At 70.3% G+C, this 15,824-nt stretch carries 12 protein-coding genes; 7 read left to right on the forward strand and 5 right to left on the reverse strand.

Annotated features, from left to right (window positions below):
• Positions 1–3 precede the first annotated feature (3 nt).
• Both QHF85_RS22710 and QHF85_RS22715 read right to left on the reverse strand, forming a co-directional pair.
• Positions 4–501: a hypothetical protein gene (locus QHF85_RS22710; RefSeq protein ID WP_281329367.1), complete on the reverse strand. Its 498-nt coding sequence runs from the start codon at positions 499–501 to the stop codon at positions 4–6.
• A 72-nt stretch (positions 502–573) separates the two neighbouring features.
• Positions 574–2,919 (reverse strand): DUF2169 domain-containing protein, encoded by a 2,346-nt coding sequence (locus QHF85_RS22715; protein ID WP_281329368.1) that lies wholly within the window; start codon positions 2,917–2,919, stop codon positions 574–576.
• 121 nt (positions 2,920–3,040) lie between these two features.
• On the opposite strand from QHF85_RS22715, the gene QHF85_RS22720 reads away from it, so the two are divergent.
• The 3 genes from QHF85_RS22720 (at position 3,041) to QHF85_RS22730 (ending at position 6,608) form a co-directional block, all read left to right on the forward strand.
• The gene (locus QHF85_RS22720; protein ID WP_281329369.1) at positions 3,041–4,591 is read left to right on the forward strand and encodes a lysine 5,6-aminomutase subunit alpha; all 1,551 of its coding nucleotides are present in this window, start codon (positions 3,041–3,043) and stop codon (positions 4,589–4,591) included.
• A gap of 2 nt (positions 4,592–4,593) precedes the next feature.
• Positions 4,594–5,349, forward strand: a complete 756-nt coding sequence (locus QHF85_RS22725; protein ID WP_281329370.1) for an OAM dimerization domain-containing protein — start codon at positions 4,594–4,596, stop codon at positions 5,347–5,349.
• Positions 5,350–5,594: 245 nt separating this feature from the next.
• Entirely contained in the window at positions 5,595–6,608 is a 1,014-nt protein-coding gene (locus tag QHF85_RS22730) for a hypothetical protein (protein WP_281329371.1), read from the forward strand.
• 12 nt (positions 6,609–6,620) lie between these two features.
• On the opposite strand, the gene fghA is transcribed toward QHF85_RS22730, so the two are convergent.
• The 3 genes from fghA to QHF85_RS22745 form a co-directional block, all read right to left on the reverse strand.
• Entirely contained in the window at positions 6,621–7,463 is an 843-nt protein-coding gene (gene fghA / locus QHF85_RS22735) for an S-formylglutathione hydrolase (RefSeq protein WP_281329372.1), read from the reverse strand.
• A 41-nt stretch (positions 7,464–7,504) separates the two neighbouring features.
• Entirely contained in the window at positions 7,505–8,596 is a 1,092-nt protein-coding gene (locus tag QHF85_RS22740; protein ID WP_281329373.1) for an aldo/keto reductase, read from the reverse strand.
• 80 nt (positions 8,597–8,676) lie between these two features.
• The gene (locus QHF85_RS22745; protein ID WP_281329374.1) at positions 8,677–9,315 is read right to left on the reverse strand and encodes a class I SAM-dependent methyltransferase; all 639 of its coding nucleotides are present in this window, start codon (positions 9,313–9,315) and stop codon (positions 8,677–8,679) included.
• Positions 9,316–9,494: 179 nt separating this feature from the next.
• Between QHF85_RS22745 and QHF85_RS22750 the strand changes: the two genes are divergently transcribed.
• The 4 genes from QHF85_RS22750 (at position 9,495) to QHF85_RS22765 (ending at position 15,806) form a co-directional block, all read left to right on the forward strand.
• Positions 9,495–10,424: a hypothetical protein gene (locus QHF85_RS22750; RefSeq protein ID WP_281329375.1), complete on the forward strand. Its 930-nt coding sequence runs from the start codon at positions 9,495–9,497 to the stop codon at positions 10,422–10,424.
• A gap of 92 nt (positions 10,425–10,516) precedes the next feature.
• The gene (locus tag QHF85_RS22755; protein ID WP_281329376.1) at positions 10,517–11,794 is read left to right on the forward strand and encodes a DUF1552 domain-containing protein; all 1,278 of its coding nucleotides are present in this window, start codon (positions 10,517–10,519) and stop codon (positions 11,792–11,794) included.
• Positions 11,795–11,820: 26 nt separating this feature from the next.
• Entirely contained in the window at positions 11,821–14,196 is a 2,376-nt protein-coding gene (locus tag QHF85_RS22760; RefSeq protein WP_281329377.1) for a DUF1592 domain-containing protein, read from the forward strand.
• Between the two features lie 56 nt (positions 14,197–14,252).
• On the forward strand, positions 14,253–15,806 hold the full coding sequence (locus QHF85_RS22765; RefSeq protein WP_281329378.1) for a hypothetical protein: 1,554 nt from the start codon (positions 14,253–14,255) through the stop codon (positions 15,804–15,806).
• Positions 15,807–15,824 lie beyond the last annotated feature (18 nt).

Here is a 15,824-nt window from a genome sequence, read left to right on the forward strand (position 1 = left end):
GAGCTAGTTGAGGCGCAACATGCGCCCGACGATCTTGTGCACGCCCTCGGCGCGCGACAGGATCCGCTCGGCGTACGTCTCGACCTCGCCGATCGCGCGCAGCACGACGGCCGCGGTCTGCGCCGACAGCGAGAGCTCCTCGCCAGCTTCGAGCGAGATCCGCTTCGCCTTGATGGAGTAGCTCTCGGCCGCATCCACGCCGGGCGTGGGCTGCGTCCGCAGCGCGCCGATCACGACGAGCACGCCATCCTCGCCTTCCTCGACGAGCACGCGCTCGCGCCGCGCACGCGCGCCTTCGACCACCGTCGGATGCACCGACGGATCGAGCTTCGCGGGCGCCGTCGAGTTGCCGATCCCGAGCACGACGCCGTCCGCGTCGATCTCGTGGACCTCGGCCGTGAACAACGCGGGTCGCGGGGCCGGCCCCGGCACGGGCTGGAGCCGCGGCCCTCGTTTCGCCGCCGCTGCTTCGATCCCGCGCACGTTCGTGGCACGCTTCATGGCTCCTCCAGAGACCTCGGATTCTATACGAATCGGCGGCGCATTCGGATCGCTTCCTCGCGCCTGCCGACGTCAGGCGATCCCGCCGAGGGGCGGCGGCGCGACGCCCGGCGCCTTCGCGGCCTCGAACGCGGCGCAGAGCGCGAGCGCGAGATCACATCGGCCTTCCCGCGCCTCCCCCGCGAGCGCCTCCGCTTGCTGCCGCTCGTGCACGCGCCACGCGACCTCGTCGATCCCGTACCGCGAAAGCACCTCGTGGAGGGCCACCTGCGCCCCCCACAGGTCGACCTTGATGCGCGCGTACCGCTCGACCGAGAGCTCGCTGCGCGCGGCGCCGACGCTTCCCGCCGAAGGCACGACGCCTCCCGCCGAAGGCACGACGCTTCCCACCGAAGGCACGACGCTTCCCGCCGAAGGCATGACGCTTCCCGCCGAAGGCATGACGCTTCCCGCCGAAGGCATGACGCTTCCCGCCGAAGGCATGACGCCTCCCCCCAAATGCATGCCACCGCCCCCCAAATGCATGCCGCCGCCCGCCAAATGCGTGCTCCCGCCCGCCAAATGCATGCTCCCGCCCGCCAAATGCATGCTCCCGCCCGTCAAATGCGTGCTCCGGCCTTCCGAAGGCACGACGCCTCCGCCGGAAGGCACGAGCAGCGGGGAGGCCGCAGGGGTTGGGTTGCCGAACGGCAGCGCAGCATCGGGCGGAAGCTTCGGCTTGCGCTCGGTCGCCGGCTCGGGCTCCTCCGCCGCGGCGGCCGGCGCCGCGGCACGGAAAGGCAACGCCGACAGCGCGCCCTGCGAATCGGGGACGATCGTCCCGGTCCCATCGTCATCCGGCGCGATCGGCGCGTGCTGGAACGGAAGCGGCGCCGCCGCGACGGCGCTCGCCAGCGGGACGAGCGTGTGCTTCCCGTCGCCACTCGGACCGATCCCGCTGCCCGCGACGAACGGCAGCGGCGCGGGCGCCGTGGTGATCGGCGCGGGGACCCGCGTCTCGGTCCCGTCGTCGTCCGGATCGATCGGCGGCGGCGCCTTGGCCGGCGCGGGCGCGGGCTTCAGGCTGCTCGCCGGGATCTGGCGCAGCGGGGAGCGCTGAAACGGCAGGGTCTGGATCTCCTCGGGTTTGCCCACGTTCCCGGGGAGCGTCGCCTCGTCGTCGTCCCGCGCGAACGAAAGCGGCGGACGCTCCCGGCGCGGCTCGGACGGCGGAACGGCAGGTGCGCTCGATCGCGCGAACGGAAGCGTGGCCGCGGGCTTCGGAGGCCCATCGCCCAGCATCACCATCGTGCGCGCGGCGGGCGGCCGTTCGGGCATCGCCAGGGTCTTCGCGACGCTCGGAGCTGCGCTCGGCGGAGCACTCGGCGGCGCGCTCGGCGGAGCACTCACCGGAGCACTCGGCGGCGCGCTCGGCGCGACCCCCGGACCCACGCGCGGCGCGACGCTCGGCGCCCCTGTCCCCCGCGTCGGCGCGACGACCACGACCCCATCTTCCTTCGCGTGCCGCAGCGGCACCGCCGCGCGCCACGTCACGCTGCAGACCCCTCGATCCGTATCGATGAGCAGCGTATCCGCGCGCAGCCACACTTCCTGCGGGCTGCCCCCGCTCCGGGTCACCATCGCCCGCGGCCGCACGTCCTCGACGACCGCGATCACCCGCGGCTGCTCGGGATGCAGGTGTTCGAGGAGGATCTGCGCCTGCGCGGGCAGCTCGGTGATCTGCTGATCCTGCGGCGCCGCGTTCCAGTACGACGCATCCACGCCCGTGGGCAGCGCCTGCTCGTGCCACCCCTCGTGCGACCACGCGTTCCGGTGCGCGCGCAGATGCTCGACGCGCGTCGGCCACCGCGCCGCGATCGGCCCGAAGCCGACGGGCGGGATCTCCTGCGTCGGGCTCCGCAACACGAACCCCACCGGCTCGAAATTCGGCGGATGTCCCGGCGCGCTCGCGTCGACGCTCACCGGGATCCCCACGGGGTTCCACGACCTCGGCCCGCCCGCCGCCCGCATCCAGCGCAACGGCATCCGCGTGAACGGCACGGCGTCCGAGAGCCTGCCTTCCGGCAGCCAGTACCGGTCGCCGTACACCGCGATCGCCTTGTTCACGGGCCCCACCGCGAGGCGCGCGACGAGCGACGGCACGGCCTTTCCATGGGGCGCCCACGCGTGCCCCACGACGATCACGTCCACGTGCCGCTTGAACGGCGCGAGATCGTTCGGCAAGCGGACGCTGCGTGGCGACCCGTCCTGCCAGTACATGTCCACCAACTGCGGCGCGTCGGGCGCACCGAGGAGCTCGCACGGCCCGTTCCGCAGCGCGTACGTCGCCCTGCAAACGACCGTCATCACGAACGCATCGGGCCGAGGCTGCCAGACGAGCTTCGCCACGGCGAGCGGGGGGTTCGCAGAGACGTGCACGGTGCGAGCTTACCATCACGCCGCTCGCTCGATGAGCGCTCGGATCACGCGCTCGGGCGCGGCTCTCGGGCCGAACCCTCGTCGTTGACAATCGGGCCCATCCGCGCCATTTCCGAGCGCCATGGCCAAGGTCCCCCTCGATCACGCGACCGTCGACGCGTGCCGCGCTGCGGCGGCCGCGATCGCCGACGACGTCCAGCGCTTCATCGACCGCCACACGACCGTGGGCATCGAGCGCACCGTCGCGCGCTCCTACGGCGTCACGGGCGCGGATCCCGAGGGCACGCCGCTCGCCAACGCGCTCGTCGACCGCATCCACAAGGCGGGACACGCGGGCCGCGGCGTCGCGTACTTCCTCGGACGCGCGCTCCTCGAAGGCGCGAGCTCCGCGCAGGAGGCGGCCGAGCAGCTCGCGTACGGCGGCGCCTCGCTCGACGTGGAGGGCGGCCCCACGACGAACGAATGCCGCGGCGCCCTCGAGCTCGAGACCCAGCGGGCGATCGGACGCATCGACGAGGCGCGCCGCGCGCGCGAGCGGTTCAAGAGCCGCTTCCCCGAGGCCGAGCTCCCGCTCAAATACGTCATCGTCGCGACCGGCAACATCTACGACGACGCGGTCCAGGCCAAGGCCGCGCGCTTCGCCGGGGCGGACATCGTCGCGGTCATCCGCGCGACGGCGCAATCGCTCCTCGATTACGTGCCCGAGGGCCCGACGACCGAGGGCTATGGCGGGACGTACGCCACGCAGGAGAACTTCCGCATCATCCGCAAAGCCGCGGACGAGGCGAGCGAGGAGACCGGAAAATACCTCGCCCAGACGAACTACTCCTCGGGCCTTTGCATGAGCGAGATCGCGTGGATGGCGGCGGTCGAGCGGCTCGACATGCTCCTCAACGACGCGATGTACGGCATCCTCTTCCGCGACATCAACATGGAGCGGACGTTCGTCGATCAATACTTCTCGCGCCGCATCGTCGCCCGCAGCGGAATCGTCATCAACACGGGCGAGGACAACTACCTGACGACGGCCGACGCGGTGGAGAAAGCGCACACCGTGCTCGCCTCGCAGTTCATCAACGAGGCGTTCGCGCGGCGCGCGGGGCTCTCGGACGAGCAGATGGGCCTCGGGCACGCGTTCGAGATCGACCCCTGGCTCGAGGACAGCTTCCTCTTCGAGGTCGCGCAGGCGCAGCTCATCCGGCAGATCTTCGACAAGCACCCCATCAAATGGATGCCGCCCACGAAATTCAAGACGGGCGACGTCTTCCACAGCCACGTGCACGACGCGATGTTCAACCTCGCGGGCGTCATGACGCACCAATCGATCGAGCTGCTCGGCATGTTCAGCGAGGCGATCCACACGCCCTTGCTCATGGACCGGTACCTCGCGCTGAAGAGCGCGAAATACGTCTTCGGCACGGCGAGGCACCTCGGCGACGAGATCCAGTGGAAGCCCGGCGGCATCGTGGAGCGGCGCGCGAAAGAGGTGCTGCACAAGGCGCACGAGCTGCTCGATCAGGTGAAGGGCGACGGCATCTGGGACGCGATCGGCGGGGGCGCATTCGGCGACGTGAAGCGCAAGCGCACGGGCGGCAAGGGCCACGCCGGCGTGGCGGCGCGTGATCCCGAGTATTTGAACCCGATCCTCGACGAGCTCGAAGGAGGCCGCTGACCATGGCGAAATGGCTACGCGCGTACGGGGACCGTGAAGGCGACGGGATGGTGCAGATGACCTTCACGCTCGCGATCCTGCCCGGGGACCGCGCGAAGGAGGCGGCGAAGCGCTTCGCCGAGGCCCACGGCCTCAAGGACCCGCTCGTCACCACGATGGAGCAATGCTCCCAGCAGCACACGTATTTCGTGGCCTACGGGCACTCGGCGCACCAGATCGACATCGACACCATCGACGTCGCCGAGCTCGCCGCGAAGCCGCTCGACCGCGAGCAGATCGAGGCCATGGGCAAGAACCTCGGCCGCAAGATCGTCGTGGTCGGCGCCTGCACGGGCTCGGACGCGCATACCGTCGGGATCGACGCGATCCTCAATTACAAGGGATTCGCCGGGGAAAAGGGCCTCGAGAGCTACAAGTGCTTCGACGCGCACAACCTCGGCGCGCAGGTCGAAAACGTCGAGCTCGCCGAGCGCGCCAAGGCGCTCGGGGCCGACGCGATCCTCGTCTCGCAGGTCATCACGCAGCGCAACTGCCACAAGGAGAACGCGGCCGCGCTCGTCGATCTCCTGAAGAAACAAGGCGTGCGCGACAAGTTCCTCCTCCTCCTCGGCGGCCCGCGCATCGACAACAAGCTCGCGCTCGAGCTCGGTTACGAGGGCGGCTTTGGCCCCGGCACGAAGCCCTCCACGGTCGCCGCGTTCGTGGCCGAGGAGATCCTCCGCCGCGCCCGCGGCACCCAGGTCGATCCGCGGCGATAGACGCTGCGCCTCCCTCGTTCGACAATCACGCGCCCCATCTTCCATCGACCGTGTCGCGCGGCCGTGACATCGGTACGCCGCCGTGACGCCCGCTGTCACGCGGCCGTGACAGCGCTCCCCTGCCGGTGCGTGCGCGCTTCGGAAATCCGCGTTTTCGCGGGGCCGCGCGCTCCGGCACGCTCATTGCGATGCTCTCGTTCATACCGGCCACGAAGCAAATGGCCACGACCAGGAGCACGATTCCCATGAGCAAGACGACCCTCGCCAAGGCCCGCACCCTCGCGCTGACCTTCCCCCTGCTTCTTGCAGCCACCACGATGGCGTGTGTCGGCGCGGACGCCCCCGAGGATGCGGAGCTCGCTCCGACGCCGGCCGATACCGCGTCCGCTCGCCTCGACGGCGACGGCGAATCCCTCGCGCCGACGGCGGCCGCCTCCGCCATGACCCGCGACAACAGCGCCCCGTGCGGCGATCGGACCCTCGCCGTGGTGCATGCCCGCTCCGGCGCCACGTACGTGTTCTGCGGCATGGGCAATGGGAAAACGGGCGTCCTGGAGGAGCTCCCCGCCGACGGGAGCGCGGAGAGCGTGCTCGACACGTACACGACGCCCGTCGAGCTCCTGCGCGCCGTCGCGCCCGAAAACACGCTGCTCCCCGACAGCCTCGTCATCGACGTCGAGCGGGGCGCCCACACGAGGGCGGAGCTCGAGCACCAGCCGATGAAGCCGGTCACGCTCGGACTCCCGAAGGCGCCGAACCCCGCGACGCTGGTCGAGAGCTATTACTGCGCGAACCCGGCCGAGTTCGGTTATGCGTACGGCTGGAACGCCTCCTTCGTCCCGTTCGTCGAGGAGTTCGTCGAGGACTATTCCGATTGCTCGCTGCACCTCTGGTACACGGGCGCCTCCGGCCCCTGGGCGACCCACCAGCGCACGGCGAGCACCTACCAGGTCCAGGACGACTACGGTCCGCCGTACGCCACCGCGTGCGCGGGCAAGGAGCACGTCCTCTCGTGCAATGGCAGCACGCTGTTCGAGGCATTCCGGAAGGAGACGCCGTCGTCCGACTGGACGACCTCGCTCAGCTACTGGGTTTCGGACGGCGGCATCGCGACGTGGAAGATGTACGCGTCCGATTGCCAGGGGACGAGCGACCGTGACGACATGCGCTACACGGGCAGCAGCGAGCCCGGCGCCAGCCACTACTACTCCACGATCTTCATCAAGTGGCTCGGCGGCGGCTTCTGCGACTTCAAGTGAGCCGCAGCGGGCTCATCGCAGGGCCGCCGCGTGGTGCTCCACGTGGTCCCGCATGAACGTCGCGATGAAATAGTAGCTGTGGTCGTACCCCGCCTGCATCCGCAGCGTCAGCGGATGCCCCGCGGCCTCGCACGCCGCGCGGAAGAGCTCCGGCTGCAATTCCCGCGCGAGGAATGGATCCGCGTCCCCCTGGTCGATCAGGATCGGCAGCCGCTCCTTCGCCTCGCGCACGAGCGCCGTCGCGTCCCACGCCTTCCACGCCTCCCGGTCCGCGCCGAGATACGCAGAGAGCGCCTTTTCACCCCAGGGCACCTGGCTCGGCGCCACGATCGGCGAGAACGCCGACACCGATCGATATCGCCCCGGGTGCTTCAGGGCGAGCACGAGCGCGCCATGCCCGCCCATCGAATGCCCGAAGATCCCCCGACGGTCCGGGAGCGCCGGCAGGTGCGCCTCCACGAGCGCCGGGAGCTCCTCCGCCACGTATTCGTGCATTCGATAATGCCGCGCCCAGGGCGCCTCGGTCGCGTCCACGTAAAACCCGGCGCCTTGCCCGAGATCGTAGGCCGGATCGTCCGCCACCCCCTCGCCGCGCGGGCTCGTGTCCGGCGCGACCACGATGATCCCGTGCCGCGCCGCGTGCTCCTGCACGCCCGCCTTCGTCACGAAGTTCTGCTCCGTGCACGTGAGCCCGGAGAGCCAGTAGAGCACGGGGCAGCGCCCGGACTCGGCCTGCGGGGGCAGGTAGACGCCCACGTTCATGCTACAGCCGAGCGCGCGCGATTCGTGCCGCAGCACCTTCTGGTGGCCGCCGAAGGAGCGGTTCGTCGAGACCTGGGTGAAGGGGTTCGTCATGGGGGCCGCGAGACTAGCCGAACAAGCGCCCGCGGCGCAATTCAGAGCTCCGCGCTCGTCATCCACTTCGGGTTCCTCTCGGTCCCGTCGAATTGCTTCGTGTTCTTGAACGGCTCGTACTGACCGCTCCGGCCCGCCGGCGCCGTCCGCGCGAGCAGCGCCTCCTTCTCCTCGCGCCGCATCGGCTCGAACGTATAGGCCGCATGGAGCGCCTGCTCCAGCACGCCCACCGTGTCGCAGCCCGTGATCACGACCGACGTCGGCAGCGACATCGCGTAGCGCAGGCATTCCGGCGCGCTCACCGCGCCGCTCTCCAGCAAGATCCCCGACGCCAGCGGCTTCATCCCGAGCACGCCGATGTCGTGCGCCGCGAGCACCGGCAAGACCTCCTTCTCGAAGCTCTTGTAATGCGGATCCATCGGGTTCAGCGGCATCTGCACCGTGTCGAACGTGAACCCGTTGTCGAACCCCGCCTTCAGCATGGCCAGGTGGTACGCCGGATCCTTGTGCCCGGTAAAACCGATATATCTGATCTTTCCAGCCTGCCGCGCCGAGAGCAGCGCCTCCATCGTCCCGTCGGGCCCGAAGACCCGCGCCGGATCACTCCCGCGGATCACCTCGTGGATCTGCACGAGATCGATCACGTCCGTCCGCAGGCGCTTCAGCGATTGATCGAGCTGCTCGGCCGCCGATTGCCGCGTGCGGCCGTCGAGCTTCGTCATCAAGAACGCCTTTTGCCGGTATCCATCCTGGAGCGCCAGGCCCATGCGGCGCTCGCTCTCGCCGTCGTTGTAATCCCAGCAGTTGTCCAGGAAATTGACCCCGTGGTCCAGCGCCGCGCGGATGATGCGGAGGCTCTCCTGGGGGTCGTCCTGCATCCCGATGTGGTATCCGCCGAGCCCCACCACGCTGACGCGCTCGCCCGTCCGGCCGAGGATGCGAATCGGCATGACCGCGCCGGCCGGGAGCTCGATGTCCCCCTCGCGCGGCGCGCCGGGCTCGGGGCCTTGCGGCGGCGCGTCGGACGAACCCGACGGCGCGCCGCCATTGTCTCGGGTGGATGCACATGCGGCGAGCGCAAGGCCCGCGCCGACCGAACCGATGAACGTGCGCCGCGTGAATCGTGCCACCATGCGAACCCCCGAGGAGGCCCGTCATGCAGGCGACGTGCCGCGGCCCGCGCCCGGGCGAACCCAGGCCCGCGGAGAATCGATCATTCTGTCCGCTCGATCGACACGAGCCACGCCTCCGCGTATCCCTTGCCGCCGAGCAGGTGCTCGAACCGCGCCGGCCGGAGCTCGCGCACCTTCCATCCGGACGCGAACGCCGCCCGGAGATCCGCCTCCGAGAGCCGCCGCGGCCCTCCCTCGCCCGGCTCCCGATCGCTCCACACGAGCGCATGATACATGCTGCCCGGACGAACCACGCGCGCGAGGCTCGCCACGTATTGCGCCCGCATTCCGCTCCCGAACACGTGGAGCAGCCCCGAATCCAGCACCGTATCGAACGTCCGCCCGAGCAACTCGAGCTCCAGCGCATTGCCCTGCACGAATTGCACGGGCACGTTTTTCTGCTGGGCGCGCGCCCGGGCCTTCACGAGCGCGTTCTCCACCAGGTCGAGCCCCGTCACCGCGTGCCCCCGCGCCGCCAGGAAAATCGCGTTGTCGCCGGGCCCGCAGCCCACGTCGAGCACGTCGCCGCGGAAGCCCCCCGCCTCCGCCAGCGCCACGAGCTCCGCTTGCGGCCGGCCGATGTCCCAGGGCGCGTGGACGCCCTCCGCGTACGCATGATGGAATGCGGACGGCTCCGGTGGGGCCGACCTGTCTTGCGTGTCTTCGCCTTCGCTTGCCATCCCCTCTCCTCGGGTCTCGGGTTGGTCCCTCTCCATGCGGCGCCGCCTCCTCCACGGCAAGGTTTTGCGTGCGCCGTTTCGTGCGCTGCACCTTCCGCGAGGCGCGCCTCCCGGAAGGCTCGACGTGGGCGAGCACGAGCGGTAGGAAAGAAGGCTCCCGAGGCCCTCGCCCCCGAGCCATGCGTCTCCCTCAAGCGCACCTTTGCTACTTCGCCTTCGCCCTCGCGGGCGCGGCCGGGGCCTTCCCGCGCGCCGCGGCGGCCGCGCCGCCGGAGGACCCCGCCACGCAGAAACAGGCCTGCGCCGACGCCTCGGAGCAAGGCCAGGAGCTGCGCGACCAGGGCAAGCTCCTCGCTGCGCGCGAGCGCTTCCTCGCTTGCGCCGCCGAGGCGTGTCCCGCCATCGTCCGCAAGGACTGCACCGACTGGCTCGCCGACCTCGACGAGCGCACCCCTTCGATCGTCCTCGATGCGCGCGGCGGCGCCGGCCAGGACCTCGTCGACGTCCGCGTCCTCGAAGGCGAGCGCGTCCTCGCCTCGTCCCTCGACGGCAAGGCGATCCCCCTCGATCCGGGCGAGCACAACCTCCGCTACGAGTGGCCCGGCGCCCCGGCGATCGAGGAGCGCATCGTCCTCCGCGAAGGCGAACAACGCCGGCGCCTCTCCGTCCGGTTCGCCGCCGCCGCGCCCCCTCCGCCGAAAAAACCTGCGCCCGCCGTGCCTCCGCCGCGCCCCCTTCCCCTCGCGCCCCTCGTCCTCGGCGGCGTGGCCCTCGCGGGTGGCGCCGCGTTCGCGGGCCTCGCCGTGAGCGCGAAGAACGATTACGACCACCTCGACGCCACCTGCGCGCCGCGCTGTACCGCGGACCTCGTCGATCCCGTCCGCACCAAGCTCATTGTCGCGAACGTCTCGCTCGGCGTCTCCGTCGTCTCCCTGGGCGTCGCCACGGTCCTGTGGTTCACCCGCCCCAAGAATCCGCGCGAAAAGCCCCCGGCGACCGCCTTTGCCGTCGCGCCCCTGCCCGGCGGCGCCGCGGCCTTCTTCGGCGGCGCCCTCCCGTTCGAGGGATCGCCCCGCTCCAGGGTGATGGCTCCGATCACCCCTCCATGAACGCGCCGATCACCCTCTCTCGCCGCGCCCTTCCGTTCCGGCCTCTTTCCTGATCCTCTGCCCAGGCACGCCGGTTGCGATACGGCCGGGGCATGAAGCACTGGAACCGTCGACGCTTCCTCTCGGGCATGGGTGCGGCCCTCGTCGCGGCCCCCGTCCTCGGCCTCCTCGAGCGCGAGATTCGCGCCGAGAACGCGACCCCGGCCCGCCGCCTCGTCGTGTTCTTCTCGCCAAACGGCACCATTCACAAGCACTGGCGCCCGAGCGGCAGCGGGTCGAGCTTCTCCTTCCCCGCGGGCAGCATCCTCGAGCCGCTCGCCGCGCACAAGAACCGCATCATCGTATGCGATGGCATCGATTTCCACGGCGTCGACAACCATGAGGCCGGCATGGGCGCCATGCTCACCGGCGGCGGCACCGTCGGCACGGAGACCGCGGGCAAGAGCCTCGATCAATTCGTCGCCTCCCGCATCGGCCAGAACGATCGATTCCCCTCCCTGGAGCTCGGCGTGCAGACGAGCGCCTGGGGCGGCGGCATCCAGACCCGCATCTCCTATGCGGGCCCCGGCCAGTTTGTCCCGCCCGACGACAGCCCCAAGAGCGTCTTCACCCGCATGTTCGGCGACGCCGTCGGCGGCCCGGCCGAGCTCGACGCGGCCCTCGCCCGCAAAAAGAGCATCCTCGACCTGCTCCGCGGCGAGCTCGGCACCTTGCGCGGCCGTGTCGGCTCGCAGGAGCGCGAGAAGCTCGACGAGCACCTCGAATCCCTCAAGAAACTCGAATCCGGCCTCGAAGGCCCGCTCTGCGCCCCGCCCGCGGCCCCGCCCGCAGTCGGCACGTACGACAACGACGCGTTCCCGACGATCGGCAAATCCCAGATGGATCTGCTCGTCCTCGCGCTCGCCTGCGACATGACGCGCGTCGCCTCCGTGCAATGGAACCACACCGTCGGCCCCGTCGTCATGAGCTGGCTCGGCGTCGCCGAGGGCCACCACGGCCTCTCCCACAGCGACGACGGCAATGCCAAGGGCGTCGCCGAGTTCGTCGCCACCGAGCGCTGGTATGCCGAGCAGTTCGCCTACCTCCTCGAGCGCCTCGCCACCACGGCCGATCCGCAGGGCGGCATGCTCCTCGACTCCACCGTCGTCCTCTGGTGCAAGGAGCTCGGCGACAGCCGCCTCCACGATTGCAAGTCCGTGCCGATGATCCTCGCAGGCGGCGGCGGCCTCAACACGGGCCGGTATCTGAGCTTCGGCGGCGCGCCGCACAACCGCCTCCTCGTCTCCGTCTGCCACGCCCTCGGCCTTGACAACCAGACCTTCGGCGACCCGCAAAAAGGCTCGGGTCCCCTGCCGGAGCTCTTCGCGTGAAAACCCCTGGAACCAACGTGGGAGCCATGGCCATGCTGCGTACTGTCCTTCGCTCGACTTCGATCCGGATCACGGGCGCCCTCGCCCTCACGGCCGCCTTCGCCGGCTGCCTCGGCGGGGAAGACGAAAACGAGGGGATCAAGGGCGTCGTCGGTTGTCCGGACGACCTCGCGTTCTTCGAGAACAACGTCTACACGCCCCTGCTCGAAAAGAAGTGCTTCGTCTGCCACAGCGCCACGGGCATGGCCGGCAAGAGCCGCCTCGTCCTCACGCCGCGGAGCGAGCCCGACGCCCTCGAAAAGAACCTCGAAGTGGCCCGCGCGCTCGCCGTCGATCAGGCCGGGGGCCTCTCCGCCCTCCTCTCGCGCCCCTCGGGCCAGCACCCGAGTGGCCACCCCGGCGGCACCATCGTCGAGCCGGGCACCCCCGATTACGCGACCCTCTCGCTCTTCGTCACGCGCACGACCCGCGGCGAGGGCTGCGCCGCGCCCTCCGCCGCGTGCACCACCGTGCAGCCCGGCCCGCGTGTCCTCCGCCGCCTCACGCGCCACGAGTACGACGCCACGATCCACGAGCTCTTCGGCATCGACTCGCAATGGGGCGCCTCGTTCGTGCCCGACATCGTCATCGGCGGCTTCGACAACAACGAGGACGCGCTCCGCGTGAGCCCGCTCTTCGCCGACCAGGTCCGCCGCGCCGCCGAGGAGATCGCGACGCTCGCCCTGACGAACCCTTCGAGCATCCTGCCCTGCGACCCCGTCGCCGCGGGCCCCGAGGCCTGCGCGAAGACGTTCGTCGAGACGTTCGGCAAGCGCGCCTTCCGCCGCCCGCTCAGCGCCGACGACGCCCAGCGGTACGTCGCCCTCTACCAGACCATCGCTTCCAAGGAAGGCTTCAACGAGGGGATCGAGGCCGTGATCACGGCCATGCTCCAGTCGCCGCATTTCCTCTATCGCACCGAGCTCGGCGACGAATCCCTCGCCAGCGAGGGCGGCCGCGTCCGTTTGACCCCGCACGAAATCGCGACCGAGCTCTCCTACATGCTCTGGGGCACCATGCCCGACGCCGAGCTCTTCGCCGCGGCTGACGCGAATGCGCTCGGCACGCCGGAGCAGATCGAGGCCCAGGCCAAGCGCCTGCTCGAGGATCCCAGGAGCGACGAGATCCTGGAGCGGTTCGCCATTGCCTGGCTCGAGCTCGACCGTCTCGACGCTGCGCCCAAGGACTCCGCCACCTATCCCGAATGGAACGCCGACGTCCGCGCCGCCATGATCGAGGAGACGCGCCTCTTCATCCGGCACGTGATCCGCAATGGCGAAGGCACGATCGCGGAGCTGCTCGACGCGCCGTACACCTTCGTGAGCCCGAAGCTCGCGGCCTATTACGGTTTGCCCGCGCCCGCGGGCGCCGCCGATGAAAACGATTTCGGCATGGTCGAGCTCGGCGGCTCCGGACGCGCTGGCATCCTCACGCACGGCAGCGTCCTCGCCACGCACGGAAAGCCGGCCGGCTCCTCCCCCGTGCATCGCGGCAAGCTCGTCCGCGAGCGCCTGTTTTGCCAGCCCTTGCCGCCGCCGCCGCCCGGCGTCGTCGCCGAGCCGCCGCCCATCGACCCGACGAAGAGCACCCGCGAGCGATACGCGGCGCACACCACCGTCGCGCTCTGCAAGAGCTGCCACGACCTCGTCGACCCCATCGGCTTCGCCTTCGAGCATTTCGACGGCATCGGCCGGTATCGCGCCGACGAGAATGGCCTGCCGATCGACGCCTCCGGCGAGATCCTCTCGGCCCCGGCCACCACGGGCAAGTTCGTGGGCGTCCCCGAGCTCGCGTCCGTCCTCGCCGACAGCCCCGACGCGCAGGGTTGTTATGCGCGCTCGTGGCTCCGGTATGCGTACGGCCAGCTCGACGAGGGCCGCCTCGCTTGCCTTTCGAGCCAGGTCGCGGGCGAGTTCCAGAAGGGAAACCTCCGTGTCCTCGACCTGCTCGTCGCGCTCACCCGCACCTCGCATTTCACCGAGCGTGTCGCCGATCCCCCGGAGCCCGGCGGCAATCCCCCGGGCACGGGCGGCGCCGGCGGCGCCGGCGGCGATCCGACGGGCGTCGGCGGCGCGGGCGGCGGAATGGGCGGCGGCGACCCCGGCCCCACGCTCCCGTACGCCGTCTCGACCACGGTCGACAGCGATTGGGGCACCGGGTATCAGCTCACGATCCAGGTCACGAACATCGGGAAAGAATCGCTCACCTGGTCGATCCCGATGCAGGTGGACGGCACGATCGACAATATCTGGAATGCGAGCTACACGGTCACGGACGGCACCACGCATTTCGTGGGCGCCGCTCACAACGCCAGTCTCGCGCCTGGCCAGGCCACGAGCTTCGGCTTCGTCGCGACGCGCTGAACGCCGAGAAGCCGACTTTCGATCCGGGCGGGCGGGCCCCACGGTTCGCGGAGACCATGGTCGCCGCGCCGCCCGCCCTCGCCGCCCCCGCCGTAGGCCCCCCCGCGACCTGGTACGGCCCCGCCGTCGCGCGCTTCGAGGCCGAATTCCCCGGCAACCCCTACGACCCTGAAGAAAACGACGTCCGCGTCGTCTTCGTCGGAGCGAACGGCGAGCGGCTCGAGCGCATCGCCTATCACGACGGCACCGCCTACGAGGCCGTCCTCGTCGCCCGCGCGCCCGGACCGTATCGACCCCTCCTCTATCGGAATGGCGTCCTCCAGCCCACGCGTCCCCGGAGCGACACCGTTCGTCTCGACGTACGCATGCCGCGCGGCTTCCTCCGGGTCGACCCGCGCAGGCCGAACCGCTTCGCGTGGGACGACGGCACGCCGTATTATCCGCTCGGCTTCAACCTGGGCTGGCAGATGCCGGACATGCCGCCCATGGCCGAGCAGATCGCCCGGATGGGGGCTGCCGGGATCGAGTGGACGCGCATCTGGGCGAGCTCCTGGGACGGGAAAAACCCTTTTTGGCCCGTGGACGACGCGTCTGTGCCGCGTGATCGGCTCTGGCAGCCCGCGCTCGCGAAATGGGATGCGCTCTTCGACGCCTGCGAGGCGGCCGGCATCTCGATGCAGATGGTCCTCTTCAACCACGGATCCTTCAGCACGCTCGTCAACCCGAACTGGCCCGATCATCCCTGGAACGTGGCCCGCGGCGGGTTTCTCGACGACGCGGCCGACGTCTTTTCGGACCGCGAGGCGCGGCGTCGCATGAAAATGTGGCTCCGCCACGCCGTCGCCCGCTACGCGCATTCCCCGTCCCTTTTCGCGTGGGAGCTCTGGAACGAGGTCGAGTGGACCGACGCCTCGTTCGCCGGCCGATTCTCCGACATCACGGCCTGGCACGAGGAGATGGCGCGATACATCCGCGCCCTCGATCCTTATGGCCACCCGGTGACCACGAGCGCGCTCCTCGCGCCGGCGTCGACGTGGCGCGCGATGGACTTCCTCCAGCCTCACCTCTACACGGACGCCGTCACGCTCTTCGCCCGCCTCGGCTGGCTTCAGGCCCGCGCGCCGGCCTTCTTCGGCGAAATCGGCCCCTCGCGCCCCGCGAGCGTGAACCTGCGGGCCTTCGTCCGCGACGCCCTCTACGCCGGCATGCTCCGCAATCAAGCCGGCGCGCCCATGTTCTGGTACTGGGACCTCGTCGAAAAGCACGATCTTTATGGCGAGTTTCGCGTTGCGGCGAAGGTGCTCGCCCAGAGCCGCCTCGCGTATCATTCGCGCGCCGAGGCGCGGCCCGTCGTCGTGCTCCCGCCTTCGCCCGCCCTCGCGCTCGGCGAGCCGAATTGGCTGACGATCCGGATCACGGCCACGTCCCCCCGCACGGTCCGCATCCTCGGCGCGCGGCTCGACCAGGGCGACTACGATGGCACCACCATCGACCTCGAAACCGGGCAATCGTTCGAGAGCGTGGTGCATGCCGGACAAACCGGCCTGGAGCTCGCCCTCCCCGCGGCCGACGTGGTCCTGGTGCTGAACAGGCGCCGCAGAGCATGGTAAACGTCTCCATCGGAGGAG

The organism is Polyangium sp. 6x1, assembly GCF_029946515.1.
Lineage (GTDB): Bacteria > Myxococcota_A > Polyangia > Polyangiales > Polyangiaceae > Polyangium.